This is a genomic window from Bradyrhizobium sp. ORS 375 (assembly GCF_000239775.1).
GTDB lineage: Bacteria > Pseudomonadota > Alphaproteobacteria > Rhizobiales > Xanthobacteraceae > Bradyrhizobium.
The window spans coordinates 1-20405 of record NZ_CAFI01000414.1 but is presented as its reverse complement, the minus strand read 5'-3'; the positions used below and the strand labels follow the sequence as shown (position 1 = coordinate 20405).

The window sequence follows — 20405 nt, the reverse complement described above, 5'->3', positions numbered from 1 at the left end:
TTCCTCGGCACCGACCTGCCGTCGTCGAAGGTGATTCTCGGCAGCACACAGTTCTCGGTGTCGTATTCGAACTCGACCAAGCCGTTGTTCTCGGCCGCCGGCGCCAGCATGAACGACATCAACCAGGGCTATCTGGGCGACTGCTATTTGCTCGCCGGCCTTGCCGAGGTCGCCTACAAGGAGCAGTCGGTCATCTCCTCGATGTTCACCGTCAATGGCAACAACACCTATGGTGTGCGCTTCTACGTCAACGGTACAGCGCGCTACGTCACGGTGAACACGGCGCTCGCCAATGGCGGCAACATCTTCAACAATGGCAGCAGCGCGATCTGGGCGAGCCTCGCCGAGAAGGCCTATGCCGAGCTGCAGGCCAGCGGCGTCTACACCGGCAACTCGATCAACTACGGCAATTCCTACACCACGATCGGCAATGGCGGCGCGCCCGAGATCGCCCTGGAGGCGATCACCGGCGCCACCCAGATCACCGACTTCCGCGCCATGGGCGGATCGTGGGGCAAGGTCGTCTACAACTCGTCGTTCGGCGTGACAAACTACACCACCGGCAACGCGACCTCCAGCGTGCTGGCGACCATCGCCGCCAGCCTAGCGGCGGGCGACGACGTGATCCTGTCGTCCTACACCAACGCCAAGGACGCCACCGGCAAGACCACGCTGGTCGCCAATCACGCGATGTCGATCTACGGCTACAACAGCGCCACCGGCATGCTGCAGGTCCGCAACCCCTGGGGCTCGGCGGCGGGTCAATATTGGCAAACCACGTTCGAGGTCAGCCTCGCGACCCTGCTGGCGGCCGGCGACACCATCACGATTGACAATGTCGGCGATGCCAAGAAGCTCGCGGCGGCGACGACCACGACGTCGTCGGGCCTGAAGCTGACATCCGACGTCAACGATCTCTTCGGCGCCGCCTCCGGCTTCGTCCAGGCGATCGCCTCGCTTGGTGACGGCGGCTCGGCGAACGTCGCGTTCACGCAGGGCCAGACCTTGCAGCAGCGTACGCTGGCGATGCCGATGGCGGCGTGATCCGGCGTTTAGGCGACTGACAATGGACCGCCCCGGCGCAGCTGGGGCGGTCTTGTCGTACCAGCCCGTCGTCCTGCTGCGTCCATCGCCACTGTCATTCCGGGGCAAGGCCGTAGGCCTTGAACCCGGAATGACGAGGGAGGCCGCGACTGATCGGCATCTTGTGAGGCGGCACGTCGGGTGTCCTGGTTGTGGCCAGCAAGGTCATGCATTCCCCGTTAAGTATCCGACTTAACGCCATGCGAACGCGGGCCGCGGAGGGTGGCGGCGGGGACGTCGGACCGAGAGGTGGGATCAAGTCGATGCAGGCGTGTACGGATCAGGGCGCATGGGCGCTGGCGCTGTCATTGCACCTCCTCGGCATCGTCGCTGATCCCGGCCGCATCCAACACGAGGCCGGCCGCAGCGATGCGCTCTCGGTCGATGATCTGCTGCGCGCCACCGCGCGCTTTCCCGTCAAGGCCAAGCTCATCAGCTCGAAGATCGCGCGGCTGAAGTCCACGCCGCTGCCGACGGTCGCCGTGCTCCGGGACGGCGGCTTTGCCGTGATCGGCAAGGTGACCGAGACCGGCGTCCTCATCCAGGGCCTGAACGATGGGGGGCCGCGTCTGCTCGTCTTTGTTGAATTCGAAGCGATCTGGTCCGGCCAGTTGATCCTGATCGCCAAGCGCGCGGAGCTGTCGGATACCGCGCGACGGTTCAATTTCAGCTGGTTCGTCGCCGCGATCGGAAAATATCGCCGCATCCTGATCGAGGTGCTGCTGGCGTCGTTCGTGATCCAGCTGTTCGGCCTGGCGACGCCGATGATCTTCCAGGTCGTGATCGACAAGGTGCTGGTGCATCGTGGCCTGTCGACCTTGGAGGTGATGGTCGCAGGCCTCGCGCTGATCGCGCTGTTCGAGGCGGTGCTGTCGGGCCTGCGGACCTATCTGTTCACCCACACCTCCAACCGTATCGATGTCGAGCTCGGCGCACGGCTGTTCCGGCATCTGATGCGGCTGCCGCTGGCCTATTTCGAGAGCCGCCGCGTCGGCGACAGCGTGGCGCGGGTGCGCGAGCTCGAGACCATCCGGCAGTTCATCACCTCGTCCTCGATCACGCTGGTGCTCGATCTCGCCTTTGCCGCAGTCTTCATCGGCGTGATGTTCCTCTACAGCTCCACCTTGGCCTGGATCGTCTGCGCCACACTGCCGGTCTATGCGCTGCTGTCGCTCGCGACCACGCCGGCGTTCCGCACCCGGCTCGACGAAAAGTTCCGCCGTGGCGCCGAGAACCAGGCGTTCCTGGTCGAGAGCGTCACCGGCGTCGAGACCATCAAGGCCATGGCGGTCGAGCCGCTGATGCAGCGGCGCTGGGAGGAGCAGCTGGCGAGCTATGTCGGCGCCTCGTTCTCGGCCTCGCAGATCGGCAATTGGGCGAGCCAGGCCGCGAGCCTGCTCAACAAGGGCGTCGGCGCCCTGACGCTGTTTGTCGGCGCCGGCCTCGTGATCGCCAACAGAATGACAGTCGGCGAGCTCGTCGCCTTCAACATGCTGGCGAACCAAGTGTCGGGCCCGGTGCTGCGGCTCGTCCAGGTCTGGCAGGATTTCCACCAGGTGCGGCTGTCGGTCGAGCGGCTCGGCGACATCCTGAATACGCCGGTGGAGGCGCATAGCGGCGGTGCCGAGCAGAACCTGCCGCCGCTCGCGGGCGCGATCGAGTTCGAGCGCGTCACATTTCGTTACGGGCTCAATACCCAGCCGGTGCTGCGCGAGGTCTCCTTGAAGATCGGAGCAGGGCAGGTGGTCGGCATCGTCGGTCCCTCCGGCTCCGGCAAGAGCACGATCGCCAAGCTGGCGCAGCGGCTGTACCAGCCGGAAGCAGGGCGCGTGCTGGTCGACGGTATCGACACCGCCGTGCTCGATCCATCATGGCTGCGGCGGCAGATCGGCGTGGTGCTGCAGGAGAACGTGCTGTTCAATCGCTCGGTGCGCGACAACATCGCGCTGGCCGATCCGGCGCTGCCGATGGAGAGGATCGTCGAGGCCGCCAAGCTCGCCGGCGCGCATGAGTTCATCTGCCGCATGCCGCAGGGCTATGACACCGTGATCGGCGAGCGCGGCGTGTCGCTGTCCGGCGGCCAGCGCCAGCGCATCGCGATCGCGCGGGCGCTGGTCGGCGATCCCCGGATCCTGATCTTCGACGAGGCGACCTCGGCGCTCGACTACGAATCGGAGAGCATCATCCAGGCCAATATGCGCGACATCGTGCGCGGCCGCACCGTGCTGATCATCGCGCACCGGCTGTCGACGGTGCGCAGCGCCGACCGCATCCTGACCATCGAGAACGGCGTCATCGTCGAGGATGGCACCCATGAACAACTCGTGGCCGGCGGCGGCCGCTACGCGAACCTGCACCGCATCCAGTCCGCCGGCCGCTGAGGAGAGGGCGATGAGCACACCTGCAAGCCTTCTGCGTGGCCTGTCCTTCGGCGGCAAGACCTCGGAACAGGAGTTTCTCCCCGCGGCCCTCGAGATCACCGAGACGCCGCCCAATCCACTCGGGCGCATCACCGCGCTGGCGCTGTGCACCGTCACCTTTGCCGCCCTCGGCTGGGCCGTGCTCGGCAATGTCGACATCGTCGCCGTCGCCAGCGGCAAGGTGATCTCGCACACTCGCACCCAGGTGGTGCAGCCGTTCGAGAGCGCCAGCGTCAAGGCCGTGCTGGTGCAGCCCGGCCAGCGCGTGCGCGCCGGCGATCCGGTGATCGAGCTCGACAAGACCGCGGTTACCGCCGAGGCCGACCGCGCCCGCAGCGACCTGATCGCGAGCCTGCTGGATGAAGTGCGGCTGGCGGCGTTTCTCGATGGTGTCAAAAATGGACCGTTCGAATTGGTGGCCGGCGCTGAGCCGCTTGAGCGCGCGCGCGCACAGGCCCAATTGACCGCGCAGATCGCGATGCGCGCCAGTCAGCTGGCAGCGCTGGCTCAGGAGCGGGCGCAGCACATCGCCGAGCGCGAGGCGCTGCAGCAGACGGTGGCCAAATACGAGCAGACCCTGCCGATGGTGACGCAGCGCGCCGACATCCGCACCAAGGCGAGCGAGATCGGCAATGCCTCGATCATCGCCCGGCTGGAGAGCCAGCAGCTGTTGGTGGAGACCCGCTCGGAGCTCGAGATCAACAAGGCCAAGATCATCGCGCTGGATGCCACCATCGCCGGACTCGATCAGAAGATCGCGGCGACCGAGGCCGACATGCGCGACAAGGCGATGCGCGACCTGGCCACCGCGCGCGAGCGCGCCCGGGCCGCCGGCGAAGCGCTCACCAAGGCGACGCGCCGCGCTGAGTTGCAGACCCTGCGCGCGCCGATCGACGGGACCGTGCAGCAGATGCACGTCGCGGCCGCGGGCGCCGTGGTCACGCCGGCGCAGCAGCTGCTGTCGGTCGTGCCCGACGACGACCGGATCGAGGTCGAGGCTGTGGTCGAGAACCGCGACGTCGGCTTCGTCGAGGCCGGCCAGCGCGTCGAGCTCAAGGTCGATGCCTTTCCCTTCACGCGCTACGGCCTGCTCGGCGGCAAGGTGACCTCCGTCGACCGCGATGCCGAAGCGGCGCCGGTCAATCCCAATGGCGTGCAGGGCGCCGAGCGCCAGGCCGACCAGACCGATCGCGTCGAGGCCAGCGAGCGGCTGCGCTACATGGTCCACATCGCGCTCGATCGTGCGACGCTCGACGTCGATGGCCGCGCCGCGGCGCTGGTGCCGGGCATGTCGGTGAAGGCCGAGATCCTGACCGGCAAGCGGCGCATCATTGATTTCCTGCTGGCACCCCTGCGCGAGCACGTCCACGACGCCATGCGCGAGCGCTGAGCGCGCGAGCCGGCCGGCATGCTTAACGGGCTCCGGCGCATTTGAGCAAAAACGTACCGTCAAATCCGCACGCAGTCGCTTACGCAACGCTCGCGTTCGGGAGGTATGTTCCCGGCATTGGCTTTCCTCATTGCAGTGTTGTGGCTTGTCATCATGAACGAGACCAGATCGGTATTGCGCGATCTCGAGGACGCGATCGCCCGGGGCACGGCTGACAGCCGTGAGCGGGCGCTGTGGCATGCGACCGACCTTCTGCTCGCGGGTCGCTATGTCGAGGACGAGATCGCGACCTTCGGCGAAATCATCGGCCGGCTCGCCGACGAGATCGAGGTGGAGGCCCGCGCCAAGCTCGCCGACCGTCTCGCCAGGATCGAGTACTCGCCGGCCAGCGTCATCCGTAAGCTCGCTTTCGACGACGAGATCTGGGTTGCCGGCCCGGTGCTGCGCGAGTCCGAGCGGCTCGACGATGCGGCACTGGTCGAGAACGCCAGCACCAAGAGCCAGGCGCATCTGCTCGCGATCGCCGAGCGCAAGACGCTGAGCCCCGCGGTGACGGACGTGCTGGCGCGGCGCGGCGACCGCGAGGTCGCCACCGCGGTGGCGCGCAACCAGGGCGCACAGTTCTCGGGCTCGGGCTTCCTGCACATGGTCAAGCGGGCCGAGAATGATTCCATCCTGGCCGAGCATCTCGGCCGCCGGCTCGACATCCCCCGGCATCTGTTTCAGCAGCTGATCGCCAAGGCGTCGGACGACGTCGGCAAGCGGCTGGCGAGCGAACGTCCCGAACTGCTCGGCGAGATCGAGAGCTCGGTCGCCAATATCGCCGGCGAAATGCAGTCGAAGTTCGGGCCCGGCTCGCGCAACTACTTCGTCGCCAAGCGCACCGTGAGGATCCAGCATCGCCTCGGCAATCTGCACGAGAGCACCATCGCCGGCTATGCGACGGCGCACAAGGTCGAGGAGGTCACCATCGGTCTGTCGCTGCTCTCGGGACTGCCGGTCGACGTGGTTGATCGGGCGCTGTTCGACCGCGACCGCGAGGTGCTGCTGATGCTCGCCAAGGCGCTCGGCTTCTGCTGGGACACGATGATGGCGCTGGCCTTCCTGGGCGCGCGCGAGCATCGCATCACCGCCGGCGAGCTGGACGAGCTGGAGCGGAGCTATACCCGGCTGCAGACGCAGACCTCGCGCAGCGTGCTCGAATTCTATCAGTCGCGAAAGAATGCCGGGAAGGCCGGCGGCATGCATGCGCCACGCGCCGTGGCGCATTGAGGTCTGAAGCGAGAGAGGTGACCGCGGATGAATGGCATGGGACTTCATCTCCACAGCGGACCGCGGCCGCGCGCCGCCGTGGACCGCGCTGCGGTCGATGCCGCCTGGCACGTTCTCGAAGCCGCCAATGAGCTCGGCGACGAAGTCACCGTCGCCGCCTGCCGCCGCATCATCGATGCGAGCCTCAACGGCGCGGGCGCGGATGACGCGGATTTGCAGCGCGTGGCGGATTATTTCCGCTAGGTCTCGCCTCGGGGCTTCCCTAAACGGCCGGACCCGCGCGGCCCCACGATCCGCGTAAGCAAGGCACGATCTCGCCTCGTCATTGCGAGCGCAGCGAAGCAATCCAGCGTGGTGAGCGGGACTCTGGATTGCTTCGCTGCGCTCGCAATGACGCGCCGAAATAGCTCTCCTCAAACGAACAGCTCGTAGCCGAGATAAAAGCGTGACGTAACGGCTACGTTGAGATTGGCTCAGACCGCCGCAAGTTGCGGATCAGCTTTTCCAGCGCGCTTGGTCGTCTTGTGCTTCGCCGGCTCGAACAACGCGCTCGCGGCCAGTCCCGCCGTATCCGCGACCTCCGGATTGCGCGACACCATCGCGGCGACGATGGCGCCGTCGATCAGCAGCGCCAGCTGATGCGCGAAGCTCTCGGGCTCGGCCGCGCCCATCTCGCGCGCCAGCTTCTCGATATGCGCCAGCACCACTTTCTTGTGGCGCATCGCGATGGTGCGGAACTGCTTCTGGTCCTTGTCGTGCTCGCCGACCGCATTGATGAAGGGGCAGCCGTAGAAGCGCTCCTCGCTGAACCAGCTCTTCAGCGCCGGGAAGATGCGCGTGAGCTTGGTCTCGGCGTCGCCGCCGCCGCTCTCCATTTCCGCGATGAACCATTCGCGCCACTGCTTGCCTTCGCTTTCGAGCACGGCGGTGACGAGCGCGGTCTTCGAGCCGAACAGTTTGTAGAGAGTGGTCTTGGCCGTGCCGGCCTCGCTGATGATGGCGTCGATGCCGGTCGCGTTGATGCCGTTCTTGCAGAACAGCCGCGTCGCCGCGCCGAGCAGGCGGCCGCGCGCCGACTCATCATCACTTGCGACGATCGTCCGCGCGATCGCCTGCTTCTTGGCTGATTGTTTGCCCGCAGCTGACTTGCCCATGTGCGCAAGCTTAATCGCTGTGCGCGTGAGTCAGCAAGGCCGCTGATGCGGATGAGGCAGTGCTGCGCTCTATTTCATCGCTGACGGCAGCACTGTGCATCGCGCTTGGGCAGGCGGCGGTCGGCGGAATTCCGCCATGTCCGCCTAAGCCGCGAGGATCATTCTGCCTTTCGAAATCCGGGCGCTCTGGCACGCTTCGTGCAGGAAACAGACCGTTCGGTATCCTCGATCCCAGGGAGAGAAATGAGATGACCGCTGTGGTTCAGAAGACGGCCCTCACGGGCTGCCTCGCACCCATCGACAAGAACGGGCTCGAACAGCTCATCGCCAACGGCAAGGCCAACCCCAAGGTCATCAAGACCCTGAAGTGCAAAACCGTTGCGGAGGGCAAGTTCCGCCACGCCAACTACATCCGCAACCTCGCGCCCTACATCGTCGACGAGCCGCCGGGGCTGCTGGGCGACGACACCGCGCCGAATCCGTCCGAGGCGTCGCTCGCCGCGCTCGGGTCGTGCCTCGCCGTCGGCCTGCACGCCAATGCCGTGCATCGCGGCTGGACCGTGAACAAGCTCGAGCTGGAGCTCGAAGGCGATCTCAACATCACCGCGGTGTGGGGCACCGGTGACGTCAGCGAGAAGCCGGTCGGCTTCACCGACGTGCGCGTCAAGGTCGACATGGAGTGCGAGGGCATTCCGCAAGAGGAGGTCAAGGCGCTGATCGATCACGTCAAGAAGTGGTCGCCGGTCGCCAACACCTTCACGCGCCCCGTCAATCTCGAAGTGGGCGTCTAAGGCGGCTTCGACGCCAGCGCAGCGGAGGACGTCATGGGTTCACTCGGACAGCATCTGGCGGTCGATGGTGCGGGCGTCATGCCCGTGCCGCCGACCGTGGAGCAGGTGGCGGCGATCGCGCGCAACGAGCTCGCGCCGCTCGCCTCTGGCATCGACGCCGGAACAGTGTATCCGGCCGACGTGCTCCGCCGCTTTGGCGAGGTCGGTGCGTGGAGCAGCCATTTGCCGGACGGCGGCAAGGCCGATCTGAACAGTGCGATCGCCTCGATCGCGGCGATCGGCGAGGTCTGCGGCGCCTCGGCCTTCATGGCGTGGTGCCAGAACACGTTGGTCTGGTACGTCGCCAACTCCGACAACAAGGCGCTTGTCGATCGCCTGCTCGACGATACCGCCAGCGGCCGGATGCTCGGCGGCACCGGTCTCTCGAATCCAATGAAGAGCTTCTTCGGCATCGAGAAGCTGAAATTGAGGGGCCGGAAGGTCGAAGGCGGCTACGTCGTGCGTGGCGCGCTGCCCTGGGTCTCCAATCTCGGGCCCGACCACATGTTCGGCACGATCTTCGAGCGAGAGGATGCGCCCGGCGAGATCGTGATGTTCGTCGCCGATTGCGCCGATCCGGCGGTGACCTTGCAGCCGTGTCAGCCGTTCCTCGCAATGGATGGCACCGGCACCTACGGCATCCAGTTCCGTGACCTGTTCGTGCCGGATGAGCTGATCCTCGCCGACCCGGCGGGGCCATTCGTCAAGAAGATCCGTGCCGGCTTCATCCTGCTGCAGGCCGGCATGGCGCTCGGCCTGATCAAGGACTGCATCAAGATCATGCAGGAGGTCGAGGCGCCGCTCGGCCACGTCAACCGTTATCTGCCGCAACAGCCGGTCGATTTCAGCGCGCTCGCCGACGAACTCGCCCGCGAGACGGCCGAACTCGCCAGCGACCCCTACAACAGGGACGAGACCTACTGGCGCAAGGTCGTCGCGCTGCGCCTGCGCGCCGGCGAGGCCAGCGTCGCTGCGGCTCACGCCGCGATGCTCCATTGCGGAGCGCGCGGCTATCTCAAGGGCAATCGCGCCGAGCGTCGCCTGCGCGAGGCCTATTTCGTCGCGATCGTCACCCCCGCGACCAAGCAGCTCCGCAAGATGCTCGCCGACGGCTGACGCCGGCGAGAACGGCAAACAACGAAGTTTAGACCAGGAGAGGCCTGCCATGACGGACGTACTGATTACTGCCGGCGAACTCGCTGACTTCATCAAGACCGAGCCGTGTGTCGTCATCGACACCCGCAATCCCGATGCCTACGCTGCGGGCCATCTTCCCGGCGCCGTGAACGTCCATGAGATCTTCACCTATCTCGCAACGTCGACGCCCGAGGGCATCGCGGAGCTGAAGACGAAGTTCGCCGACGCATTCGGCGCCGCCGGCCTGTCGGGCGCGGAAACCGCCGTGGTCTATGAGCAGTCGATGAACTCCGGCTTCGGCCAGTCGTGCCGCGGCTATTTCCTGCTCACCATGCTCGGCTATCCCAAGGTGAAGGTGCTGCATGGCGGCTACGACGCCTGGGTTGCCGCGGGCATGCCGGTCACGACCGACGTGCCGTCGCCGACCAAGGCCTCGTTCGCGATCGTGCCGGAGGCGGGCAGCATCCTGATCGATGCCAAGGCGATGCTGGCTGCCGTGGGCAATCCCGCGATCGCCATTCTCGACGTGCGCGACGTCGACGAGTGGATCGGCGATTCGTCCTCGCCTTACGGCAAGGATTTCTGTCCGCGCAAGGGCCGCATCCCCGGCGCCGTGTGGCTGGAATGGTACCGCATGATGAAGCCGACCGCGGAAGGCCCGCGCTTCAAGTCGAAGGACGAGATCCTTGCCGAATGCGCCACAGTCGGCATCACCGTGGACACGCCGGTCTATCTCTACTGCTTCAAGGGCGCCCGCGCGTCGAACACCTTCCTCGCACTGAAGAACGCAGGCGTGAAGGATGTGCGCATGTACTTCGGCTCGTGGAACGAGTGGTCGCGCGACCCGTCGCTGCCGATCGAGGAAGGTCTCCCAATGCCGGCGATGACCAGCAAAGCGGCATAGAAGCTGCATGAGGTGCATGTCCGGCCGCTGAAAATTGCGGCCGGATGAGCAGTTTGAAGGCGCTGAGAGCGCAGGTGTGACAAAGGGGCGCAGCACATGTCGATTTTCGATGATCCGTTCGACGCCGATTCCCGCGTGAATGCCGGTTGTATTTGCGGCCAGCATCGCAGCCCGGCAGAACATGAGCACGCCACGCTGGCGCTGCGTTGTGAGCCTGTCGTGGCGTCGCAAGAGAAACGCTACGAGAACGTCGTTGCCTCGGCCGTGCTGCGCGCGGTGTTTCCGGAAGTCACCACGCGGCGTGCGTTCCTGAAATCGGTCGGCGCCGCGACGGCGCTTGCGGCTGTCTCGCAGTTCTTCCCGCTGAAGACGGCGACCGAAGCTTTTGCCGAGGCCGGCACGCCGGAGAAGAAGGATCTCAAGGTCGGCTTCATTCCGATTACCTGCGCGACGCCGATCATCATGGCGGCACCGCTTGGCTTCTATGCCAAGGCGGGTCTCAACGTCGAGGTCGTGAAGACCGCGGGCTGGGCCGTGATCCGCGACAAGACGATCAACAAGGAATACGACGCCGCGCATATGCTGGCGCCGATGCCGATCGCGATTTCGCTCGGCCTGGGCGCGCAGCCGATCCCGTTCACCGTGCCCGCGATCGAGAACATCAACGGGCAGGGCATCGTGCTGTCGATGAAGCACAAGGACAAGCGCGATCCGAAGGACTGGAAGGGCATGAAATTCGCCATTCCGTTCGACTATTCGATGCACAATTACCTGTTGCGCTATTATCTCGCGGAGCACGGCATCGATCCCGACACCGACGTGCAGTTGCGCTCGGTGCCGCCGCCGGAGATGGTCGCCAATCTCAGGGCCGACAACATCGACGGCTTCCTCGCCCCCGACAACATCTGCCAGCGCGCGATCTATGACGGTGTCGGCTATCTGCACATCCTCTCGAAGGAGATCTGGGACGGCCACCCCTGCTGCAGCTTCGCCGCCAGCCGCGAGTTCATCACGTCGGCACCGAACAGCTTTGCCGCGCTGACCCGCGCCATCGTCGACGCCACCGCCTATGCGTCCAAGGCCGAGAACCGCAAGCAGATCGCGGAGGCGATCGCGCCGGCCAACTACATCAATGCGCCGGTCACGGTGCTGGAGCAGGTGCTGACCGGCACCTATGCCGACGGCCTCGGTGGGGTGAAGACCGACCCGAAGCGCGTCGACTTCGATCCGTTCCCGTGGCAGTCCTTCGCGGTGTGGATGCTGACCCAGATGAAGCGCTGGGGCCAGATCAAGGGCGACGTCGACTACAAGGCGGTCGCCGAGCAGATCTATCTCGCCACCGACACCCGCAAGGTCATGACCGACATGGGGCTCGCGCCGCCGAAGGACTCCTACAAGTCGTTCTCGGTGATGGGCAAGAGCTTCGATCCGACCAAGCCGGACGATTATGTCGCAAGCTTCAAGATCAAGAAGGCGTCGTGATGGCGATGGAGGCGACGCTGCCAGTCACACCACCGGTGTCGTCCCGGCGAACGCCGGGACCCATACGCCGTGACCTCGCTTGGGGCGGGGGCGGTAGCGGCAATCTTATCCAGCCATTGAATTCGGTGGTTATGGATCCCGGCGTTCGCCGGGATGACGGCGGTGGGTGGGGCTGCTGATGACCACCTCACTCCGTCTCCGCGCTGCCGTCGTCTCCATCGTCCTGCTCGCCGTCTTCCTCGGCGCGTGGCACATCGCCACGCGTAGCACGGGCGCGGCCGCCAACATGAGCCCGGAATACGCCAAGCTGATGGGCATGACCGCCACGCAAGGCAAGTCCGCCATGCCCGGGCCGCTCGATGTCGGCGCCAAGCTTTGGGAGCATTTGAAGCGGCCGTTCTACGATAATGGGCCGAATGACAAGGGTCTCGGCATCCAGCTCGCCTACTCGATTGGCCGCGTCATGCTCGGCTATTTGATCGCGGTCGCCATCGCGATTCCGCTCGGCTTCCTGATCGGCATGTCGCCGTTGATAAGCAAGGCGCTCGATCCGTTCATCCAGATCCTCAAGCCGATCTCGCCGCTCGCCTGGATGCCGCTGGCGCTCTACACCATCAAGGATTCCAGCCTCTCGGCGATCTTCGTGATCTTCATCTGCTCGGTGTGGCCGATGCTGATCAACACCGCCTTCGGCGTCGCGAGCGTGCGGAAGGAATGGATCAACGTCGCGCGCACGCTCGAGGTCGGAAACTTTCGCCGCGCCTTCACCGTCATCCTGCCGGCGGCCGCGCCGACGATCCTGACCGGCATGCGGATCTCGATCGGCATCGCCTGGCTCGTGATCGTCGCGGCCGAGATGCTCGTCGGCGGCACCGGCATCGGCTACTTCGTCTGGAACGAGTGGAATAACCTGTCGATCACGAACGTGATCATCGCCATCCTGCTGATCGGTGTCGTCGGCATGGTGCTGGACCAGCTCCTCGCCCGCGTCTCGCGGCTCGTGACGTTTCCGGAGTAGAGGATGATACTGGTGATCCCAAGCGACGCTGCGCTCTTACCTCTCCCCGCTTGTGGGGAGAGGTCGGATTGCATCGAAGATGCAATCCGGGTGAGGGGGTACAGGTCTCCCGACACTCACGCCTGGCGCATTAGCCACTCATCTTCTCAGATGGCTCGCACCGCCCGTGCCGCTGCCCCTCACCCCAACCCTCTCCCCGTGAAGAACGGGGAGAGGGGGCGCACAGCCGTCGCGGAGGCCGCTCGATGACATCGGACAAGTTCATCTCGATCGAAGGCATTGCCAAGCGCTACGAGGGCACGCGCAGCACGACGATCTTCGAGAATCTCTGGCTCGGCATGGCCCGCGGCGAGTTCGTCTGTGTGATCGGGCATTCCGGCTGCGGCAAGACGACGGTGCTCAATATCCTCGCTGGCCTCGATGCGCCGAGCGAGGGCGTGGTCGTCGTCGACGGCCAGGCCATCGAAGGCCCCAGCCTCGACCGTGCGGTGATTTTCCAGAGCCATGCTCTGCTGCCGTGGCGGACGGTGCTCGGCAATGTCGCCTATGCGGTCTCCTCGAAATGGCGCAAATGGGATCGGGCCAAGGTCAAGGCGCATGCGCTGAAATATATCGAGCTGGTCGGCCTCGCCGGCTCCGAGCACAAGCGGCCGTCGGAGCTGTCCGGCGGCATGAAGCAGCGCGTCGGCATTGCACGGGCGCTGTCGATCACGCCGAAGATCATGCTGATGGACGAGCCGTTCTCGGCGCTCGACGCGCTGACGCGCGGCACCCTGCAGGACGAGGTCCGGCGCATCTGCGTCGAGACCGGGCAGACCGTGTTCATGATCACCCACGACGTCGACGAGGCGATCTATCTTGCCGACAAGATCGTGCTGATGACCAACGGGCCCGGCGCCGTGCTCGCGGAGATCGTCGAGAACCCGCTGCCGAAGGACCGGCTGCGCGGTGATCTGCACCGTCATCCGCTTTACTACGCGCTGCGCAACCATATCATCGACTTCCTGGTCAGCCGCAGCAAGACCTTCGTCGCGGAGACGCCGGATCATGATCCGCGCAAGGTGCCGGTGGTGAAGATCGGCCGGACCGAGCCGACCATCGTCGCGTCCAAGCCGGCAGACAGCGATGCGCCGCAGGCCGCCGCGCGCTGACGCTTAGAAGAAACCTGTCAACGAAGCCCATCAAGGGAGACCAAGCATGAAGCGATCCGACCTCACTGAGAAGCTGCTCGACATCAAGCGCGAGAAGGGCTGGAGCTGGAAGTACATCTGCGAGAAGATCGGCGGTTATTCCGAGGTGCTGATCGTCGGCGCCGTTCTCGGCCAGATGAAGCTGACCAAGCCGCAGGCCGCCAATGCCGGCGAGCTGTTCGGGCTGTCGAAGTCCGAGATCGCGATGCTGAACGAGACGCCGATGCGCGGCGAGGGCGTGCAGATGCCGCCGACCGATCCGCTGATCTACCGTTTCTACGAGCTGGTGATGATCAACGGCCCGGCCTGGAAGGAGCTGATCCAGGAGGAGTTCGGCGACGGCATCATGTCGGCGATCGATTTCGACATGGTGATGGAGCGCCTGCCGAACGCCAAGGGCGACCGCGTCAAGATCACGATGTCGGGCAAGTTCCTGCCGTACAAATATTACGGCGCCAGTGGCAACGTGCCGGAATATGGCTTCAAGGAAGAGTAGGCAAAGGGGAGTAGCGAACAGAGGTCTCCCCGTTCGCTACTCCCAATTCGCTATTCGCCTGTCGTTACTGCCCAGCCTTGATCTGCGCCACCGCCGTCGCCAGCAGCTCGCTCATCTTGGCTCGGATATCGGCCTCGGTGACACCCTTGGCCGAGAGATCGCCCAGCACCTTGCGCACGACATCGGCGTCGCCGGCCTCCTCGAAATCGGCCGCGATGACCTCCTTGGCATAGGCGTCGGCGTCCGCGCCGGACTTGCCGAGCTTTTCGGCCGCCCACAGGCCGAGGAGCTTGTTGCGGCGGGCTTCCGCCTTGAATTTCAATTCCTCGTCGTGGGCGAACTGCTTCTCGAACGCGTCCTCGCGCTTGTCGAACGTGGTCATAGCCGGAACTTCCAGTGTTGCCGAAAAGGGTTAACCGCGCAGGCGGTTGCGGGGCGGTGGCCGCATGCCTAAATAATTGGAACACAACGCCAATACAACGGGCACGAGGCCGCAGGAAGGCCGGTAAAACTGAGATCCGGAGGTCCGGATCGATTGTGCTCGGGACCCCAATGGGATAGGTTCGAACCGGCCCGGTTCTTGTTCTGTTTCCGTAGAGATCCAGGCCCTCGCGGCAGCTCCGTCGTGGTCCTGTCCAAAGTCATCCGGAGCCCACCATTTCATGGATTTCAACAAAACACGGTACATCCCAATGAGCCGTCGGCGTCGCATTTATGAAGGCAAGGCCAAGGTCCTTTACGAAGGTCCGGAGCCGGGCACCCTGATCCAGCACTTCAAGGACGACGCCACCGCCTTCAATGCCAAGAAGCACCAGGTGATCGAAGGCAAGGGCGTCCTCAACAACCGGATCTCGGAGTACCTGTTTCAGCACCTCAACGACATCGGGGTGCCGACCCACTTCATCCGCCGCCTCAACATGCGCGAGCAGTTGATTCGCGAGGTCGAGATCGTCCCGCTCGAGGTCGTGGTGCGCAACGTGGCGGCGGGCTCGCTGTCGCAGCGCCTCGGCATCGAGGAAGGCACCCAGCTGCCGCGTTCGATCATCGAATTCTATTACAAGAACGACCAGCTCAACGATCCCATGGTATCGGAGGAGCACATCACGGCGTTCGGCTGGGCGACGCCCCAGGAGATCGACGACATCATGGCGCTCGCCATCCGCGTCAACGACTTCCTGACCGGTCTCTTCCTCGGCATCGGCATCCGCCTGGTCGACTTCAAGATGGAGTGCGGCCGGCTGTTCGAGAACGAGATGATGCGGATCATCGTCGCCGACGAGATTTCCCCCGATTCCTGCCGGCTGTGGGACATCAAGTCGAACGAGAAGCTCGACAAGGACCGCTTCCGTCGTGATCTTGGCGGCCTTCTGGAGGCCTATACCGAGGTCGCCAAGCGTCTCGGCATCCTCATGGAGAACGAGCGCCCGGCGGGCTCCGGCCCGGTCCTGGTCAAGAGCTAAAGGGAATCAAGACGTGAAAGCGCGTGTCACGGTGACACTCAAAACCGGCATCCTCGATCCCCAGGGCAAGGCGATCGAGGGCGCCCTCAAATCGCTCGGCGTCGACGGCGTCGCGTCGGTCCGCCAGGGCAAGGTGTTCGACATCGAGCTCGCCGGCACCGACAAGGCCCAGGCGGAGGCGGCGCTGAAGGCCGCCGCCGACAAGCTGCTCGCCAACACGGTGATCGAGAATTACCGGGTGGAGCTGCTGGGGTAGGGCGATATGGCCGTAACCAACCGCGAGATCTACGAGTTGTTGCTGGAGATATCGCGTGATCTGGTCCGTGTCGAAAACTCAGTCGATGAGCTTCTTGCCAACGTACGAGCGTTGAACGAGGAGTCTTCGTCAAACTTAAAGACCCTCGCGGCATTGCGAGGGAGCGATCCACGAGCAAGCACCTGAAGATCATGAAATCCGCCATCCTCGTCTTCCCCGGCATCAACCGCGAACGCGACATGGCGCGGGCGTTGCGCATGATCTCCGGCCATGAGCCCGCGATGGTCTGGCACGCCGAGACGTCGCTGCCGAAGGGCACCGACCTCGTCGTCGTCCCCGGCGGCTTCTCCTACGGCGACTATCTGCGCTGTGGGGCGATCGCCGCGCGAGCACCGGTCATGGATGCCGTGCGCGATCATGCCGCGAAAGGCGGTCTCGTGCTCGGCGTCTGCAACGGCTTCCAGATCCTGTGCGAATCCGGCCTGCTGCCGGGCGTGCTGATGCGCAACGACCGGCTGAAGTTCATCTGCAAGGACGTGCATCTGCGCGTCGAGCGGTCGGATACGCCGTTCACCCGCGGCTACAACGCGGGCCAGGTCATCCGCGTGCCGGTCGCCCATGGCGAGGGCAACTACGCGGCGGACGAGGAGACCCTGAAGCGGCTCAACGGCGACGGGCGTGTGCTGTATCGCTACTGCTCGGCCGACGGCGAGGTTGGCGACCTCAGCAACATCAACGGCGCGGCGCATTCCATCGCCGGTATCGTCAACGAGAGCGGGAATGTGCTCGGCATGATGCCGCATCCCGAGAATCACGTCGAGGACATCATGGGCTGCACCGACGGCCGCGGTCTGTTCGCCGGCCTCGTCGCCCATCTCGACCGCGCGGCCTGATCGCTTCGCTGCGTCACGGCTCAGCCGGGCTGCTCGCCCGGCCGGACCCACAAACGACCGATTGGTGATCGAGGTTGCGGGACGTTCCTCCATCTCCCGGACCGTCCTTGACGTCCGCCCTGACCTCGATCCCGACGGTGCCTTGATGTCGACGCTGCCTTTCGCTCGGCGCGCCCCGCGCTGGCTTCTCGTTTCCATGTCGCTCTCGGCCGCCATCGGACTTGGTGCGGTTCGGGCTGAGACGCCAGCGGCTGCGCCGTCTGCCGCTGCTGCGCCGTTCGCGGTGAGCGGCTGGAAGCCGCAGCGGCCGAACGGCACCGACGTGACCTTCTACCTGTGCGAGGACGCCAAGTGCGGTCCTGGCTCGAAGGTCAGCTATCGGCTCTATCCGCCCAACACGACCATGACGGTCGAGCAATTCCGTGCCTCCCAGGAGCAGACGATCAAGCTGCTGGACCAGCGCGTACCCGGCCAGACCACCACGATTCTCGGCGTCGATGGCGACAAGGGCACCGACGTACCGCGGGTGTTTCGGGTGCGACGCCTAAAGGTGGCACCGGACGGGACGAAAGAATATCAGGTCAGCGGCGTGCTGTTCGGAGTGAAGGGCAGTGCGAGCCTGATCAGCTCGGCGGACAGCGACAAAGCCAGCACCACCAATTTTGCGCAGTTTGCGATTCCCGTCATGGTCCTGCTGGGGCTGCCGCCGCGGCGATGATTCAGCGCTGCGGCTCATCAGGGCGACGCTTCGCCCCGTTGCCGCATGCGGGTTCGATGAAGGCGCCGTTCATCGAAATCGTTCCGCGCGATTTTTCTCAGGCCCCCGGCAACGCCGGGCGGCTGTTCGCGTTGTCCGCCCGCGAATGGGGCAGGGAACCAAGGAGGTTCTCTCATGACGACGAAACACTGGCTGGGAACGGCCGCAATCATCCTGGCGATCGGCACGGCATCAGGTGCTGCATCGGCTCAGGGCGAAATGAAGCGCGAGGGCGGTCCCGCCGCTTCCACGGCGCGCGAGGCAACGCGTCCTGCCGCTGAGGCCAAGGGCGAGGCAAAGGGCGGCGCCGCGGCGGCGGAACGTGCCGGGTCCGAGGCCAAGCAGAGCGCGCAGGAGCAGCGCCGCGGCGAGCCTTCCTCGGCTACGGCGCGCGAGGAGCATCAGTCCGAGCGGTCGGCCCATGACGCGAAGCAGAGCGCCGAGAGCAAGGGCGGTGCAGCCGCCGAGCGCGGCCGCGATGCCAAGGAAAGCGCCAAGGAGAGCGCTGAGACGAAGTCGGCCACCGACAGCAAGCAAGCCGACAAGCAATCGGACACCAAGAGCAAGGCCGAGTCCAAGCAACAGCAGGATCGTGCCGCCGAGTCCAAGTCGGGCGCGACGGACCGCAAGTCCGACCGCGAGGCTGATCGCAACGATCACAACGGCTCCGACAAGGACAAGACCCGGCAGAGCCAGGACGAGCGCAAGACCGGCACCTCCGACAAGGCCGCTGACAAGGCTGGCGACAAGCAGGACAACGACCGCACCAAGCAGGCCAATCAGCCTGGTGGGACCGACAGCAAGAACTCCACCGCGCAGCAGAACCAGCAGCCGGGCTCGTCCACGGCCGACACGCGTCAGCAGAACGCGACCGGACAGGCCAACAATCAGACGCAGCCCAACGGCAGCCGCTCCAGCACCCAGGTATCCGTCAACGAGCAGCAGAAGACCCGTGTGGTCGATCAGCTCAAGCGCGATCACGACTTCGACCGCGCTCGCACCGACATCAATATCAACGTGAATGTCGGCGAGCGCCTGCCGGAGCGGGTGCGGCCGCGGCCGCTGCCGTCCGACATCGTCACTTTGGTGCCGGAATATCGCGGCTACGAGTACACGGTGGTGCATGACGAGATCGCGATCGTCGACCCGCGCAGCCGCGAGATCGTCGATGTCATCCCGCAGGATGGCAGGCGCGCCGACCGCGGCTATGATCGCGGCGGCTATGGCGTGAGCTCGACGCACATCGTGCTGTCCGATGATCAGCGCAAGATCCTGCGTCGCGCAGCGACGGAAACCGGCACCGTGGGATCGACGACGTCTTCGTCCTCCTCGTCGTCGGGATCGAGCTGCCTGAGCCTGCGCCGCGTGCCGGATGAGCTCGCTCGGGCCAATCCGGAGCTCGCCAACTATCAGTATTTGGCAATCGGCGAGCAGGTGATCCTGGTCGACCCGCGCGACCAGAAGGTAGTGCAGGTCATCGACCAGCAGCAGTAAGCAGCCCCTACGGCGGGTCTGGTTCGAGGGCGGGAGCGTGACGCGCTTCCGCCCTTTTTTCCGAGACAGGATGGCTTTCGTACGTCCATCGAACGCGACACAGCTCCCGCTGTTTGAACCGGCTGTGGTCCGGATGCGTCAAACCGGCATCGTCGATCGGGCCTGCGGGGCGCGGGATTGTCCACCGCGCCCGGCCACGCTATCAACGTTGGCGTGTAAAGCCTGGTCCGTGAGTGGGGGATCTGCCGTGCCTGTCGCACTTGTCGTACTGCTGCTCGATATTTCGCTGATCTACCATGCGTCGCGAACCGGTCGGCTGCAGCCCTGGGCTTTCATCATCCTGATGGTGCCGATGATCGGGGCGCTGGCCTACATCGTGGTCGAGCTGGTGCCGGAATGGCTCGGCAGCCATGATGTCCAGAAGGCGCGCAAGCGCGTCGCCAACAAGCTCGATCCCGAGAAATACTACCGCGAGTTGTCGGATCGCGTCGCTGTCACGGACACGATCGCCAACCGGGCCGCGCTCGCTGAGGAATGTGTCTTGGTTGGCCGTTATGACGAGGCCGAGCAGCACTACGACCATATCCTCAGCCTGCCGATGGGCCACGAGGCGATCTTCGCGCTCGGCAAGGCGAAGGCGCAGTTCGCCCGCCGCCGCCCGGCGGACGCACTGGCGACGCTCGACGAGCTGCAAAAGACGTGGCCGGACTATAATTCAGCCGAGGCGCATCTGCTGTACGCGCGCGCTTTGCAGGATGCCGGCCGCACCGACGAGGCGCTGGAGGAATACCAGGCGCTGCTGGACTACGCGCCGAGCAGCGAGGCGAAGGCGCGCTACGGCACGCTGCTCAAGCTGGTCGGGCGCGTCGACGAGGCCAAGGTCGTCTTCACCGAGCTCCTGATCCAGATGAAGCGCTCACCCCGCCACGTCCGGAAGGCCCAGGCCGAGTGGATCGCGATCGCCGAGAAGCAGATCGCTGGCTAGCTGCTGTACGTGTACGGGACACTGTGAGCGGCGAACTCAGTCTCAGCCTCTCCCCGCGTGCGGGGAGAGGCCGGATTGCATCGAAGATGCAATCCGGGTGAGGGGGGCTCTCCGCGGGTCTGGTGCGCGCGGCTGCCCCTCACCCCAACCCTCTCCCCGTGAAGAACGGGGAGAGGGAGCGCAC

Annotated in this window: 20 protein-coding genes; 18 read left to right on the top strand and 2 right to left on the bottom strand. The window is 65.1% G+C overall.

Annotated elements, in window-relative coordinates; all coding sequences use genetic code 11:
* The 5 genes from BRAO375_RS27465 to BRAO375_RS27445 all read left to right on the top strand — a co-directional run.
* On the top strand, nucleotides 1–1044 hold a 1044-nt coding region (locus BRAO375_RS27465), incomplete at its 5' end, for a C2 family cysteine protease (RefSeq protein WP_035642573.1).
* Nucleotides 1045–1346: 302 nt separating this feature from the next.
* On the top strand, nucleotides 1347–3464 hold the full coding sequence (locus BRAO375_RS27460) for a type I secretion system permease/ATPase (RefSeq protein ID WP_009030696.1): 2118 nt from the start codon (nucleotides 1347–1349) through the stop codon (nucleotides 3462–3464).
* 10 nt (nucleotides 3465–3474) lie between these two features.
* Nucleotides 3475–4893: an HlyD family type I secretion periplasmic adaptor subunit gene (locus BRAO375_RS27455; protein ID WP_009030695.1), complete on the top strand. Its 1419-nt coding sequence runs from the start codon at nucleotides 3475–3477 to the stop codon at nucleotides 4891–4893.
* 153 nt (nucleotides 4894–5046) lie between these two features.
* Nucleotides 5047–6165, top strand: a complete 1119-nt coding sequence (locus BRAO375_RS27450) for a DUF2336 domain-containing protein (protein WP_009030694.1) — start codon at nucleotides 5047–5049, stop codon at nucleotides 6163–6165.
* Nucleotides 6166–6192: 27 nt separating this feature from the next.
* Complete coding sequence (locus BRAO375_RS27445; protein ID WP_009030693.1) at nucleotides 6193–6408, top strand: hypothetical protein; 216 nt, start codon at nucleotides 6193–6195, stop codon at nucleotides 6406–6408.
* Nucleotides 6409–6638: 230 nt separating this feature from the next.
* Here BRAO375_RS27445 and BRAO375_RS27440 read toward each other — a convergent pair whose 3' ends face one another.
* Complete coding sequence (locus BRAO375_RS27440) at nucleotides 6639–7319, bottom strand: TetR/AcrR family transcriptional regulator (protein WP_009030692.1); 681 nt, start codon at nucleotides 7317–7319, stop codon at nucleotides 6639–6641.
* Between the two features lie 248 nt (nucleotides 7320–7567).
* Between BRAO375_RS27440 and BRAO375_RS27435 the strand changes: the two genes are divergently transcribed.
* From BRAO375_RS27435 to cynS, 7 genes are all read left to right on the top strand, one after another.
* Nucleotides 7568–8110: an OsmC family protein gene (locus BRAO375_RS27435; protein WP_009030691.1), complete on the top strand. Its 543-nt coding sequence runs from the start codon at nucleotides 7568–7570 to the stop codon at nucleotides 8108–8110.
* Nucleotides 8111–8143: 33 nt separating this feature from the next.
* On the top strand, nucleotides 8144–9265 hold the full coding sequence (locus BRAO375_RS27430) for an acyl-CoA dehydrogenase family protein (protein WP_009030690.1): 1122 nt from the start codon (nucleotides 8144–8146) through the stop codon (nucleotides 9263–9265).
* A gap of 49 nt (nucleotides 9266–9314) precedes the next feature.
* On the top strand, nucleotides 9315–10190 hold the full coding sequence (locus BRAO375_RS27425) for a sulfurtransferase (protein ID WP_009030689.1): 876 nt from the start codon (nucleotides 9315–9317) through the stop codon (nucleotides 10188–10190).
* A 96-nt stretch (nucleotides 10191–10286) separates the two neighbouring features.
* Nucleotides 10287–11672 carry a CmpA/NrtA family ABC transporter substrate-binding protein gene (locus BRAO375_RS27420; protein WP_009030688.1) on the top strand — a complete coding sequence of 462 codons (1386 nt, stop codon included), beginning with the start codon at nucleotides 10287–10289 and terminating at the stop codon, nucleotides 11670–11672.
* A 178-nt stretch (nucleotides 11673–11850) separates the two neighbouring features.
* Complete coding sequence (ntrB, locus tag BRAO375_RS27415; protein WP_009030687.1) at nucleotides 11851–12690, top strand: nitrate ABC transporter permease; 840 nt, start codon at nucleotides 11851–11853, stop codon at nucleotides 12688–12690.
* A 245-nt stretch (nucleotides 12691–12935) separates the two neighbouring features.
* Nucleotides 12936–13841: an ABC transporter ATP-binding protein gene (locus BRAO375_RS27410; RefSeq protein ID WP_009030686.1), complete on the top strand. Its 906-nt coding sequence runs from the start codon at nucleotides 12936–12938 to the stop codon at nucleotides 13839–13841.
* Between the two features lie 46 nt (nucleotides 13842–13887).
* Complete coding sequence (cynS, locus tag BRAO375_RS27405; protein WP_009030685.1) at nucleotides 13888–14376, top strand: cyanase; 489 nt, start codon at nucleotides 13888–13890, stop codon at nucleotides 14374–14376.
* A gap of 64 nt (nucleotides 14377–14440) precedes the next feature.
* Here cynS and BRAO375_RS27400 read toward each other — a convergent pair whose 3' ends face one another.
* Entirely contained in the window at nucleotides 14441–14758 is a 318-nt protein-coding gene (locus BRAO375_RS27400; protein WP_009030684.1) for a DUF1476 domain-containing protein, read from the bottom strand.
* A 310-nt stretch (nucleotides 14759–15068) separates the two neighbouring features.
* Between BRAO375_RS27400 and purC the strand changes: the two genes are divergently transcribed.
* From purC to BRAO375_RS27370, 6 genes are all read left to right on the top strand, one after another.
* Complete coding sequence (gene purC, locus BRAO375_RS27395) at nucleotides 15069–15836, top strand: phosphoribosylaminoimidazolesuccinocarboxamide synthase (RefSeq protein ID WP_008974302.1); 768 nt, start codon at nucleotides 15069–15071, stop codon at nucleotides 15834–15836.
* A gap of 13 nt (nucleotides 15837–15849) precedes the next feature.
* Nucleotides 15850–16092 (top strand): phosphoribosylformylglycinamidine synthase subunit PurS, encoded by a 243-nt coding sequence (gene purS / locus BRAO375_RS27390; protein WP_009030683.1) that lies wholly within the window; start codon nucleotides 15850–15852, stop codon nucleotides 16090–16092.
* Nucleotides 16093–16283: 191 nt separating this feature from the next.
* Nucleotides 16284–16985 carry a phosphoribosylformylglycinamidine synthase subunit PurQ gene (gene purQ / locus BRAO375_RS27385; protein WP_009030682.1) on the top strand — a complete coding sequence of 234 codons (702 nt, stop codon included), beginning with the start codon at nucleotides 16284–16286 and terminating at the stop codon, nucleotides 16983–16985.
* 64 nt (nucleotides 16986–17049) lie between these two features.
* Nucleotides 17050–17703, top strand: coding sequence for a hypothetical protein (locus BRAO375_RS27380; protein ID WP_244423318.1), 654 nt, complete (start codon nucleotides 17050–17052; stop codon nucleotides 17701–17703).
* A gap of 258 nt (nucleotides 17704–17961) precedes the next feature.
* Nucleotides 17962–19236: a DUF1236 domain-containing protein gene (locus BRAO375_RS27375; RefSeq protein ID WP_009030680.1), complete on the top strand. Its 1275-nt coding sequence runs from the start codon at nucleotides 17962–17964 to the stop codon at nucleotides 19234–19236.
* 247 nt (nucleotides 19237–19483) lie between these two features.
* Entirely contained in the window at nucleotides 19484–20221 is a 738-nt protein-coding gene (locus tag BRAO375_RS27370; RefSeq protein WP_009030679.1) for a tetratricopeptide repeat protein, read from the top strand.
* Nucleotides 20222–20405 lie beyond the last annotated feature (184 nt).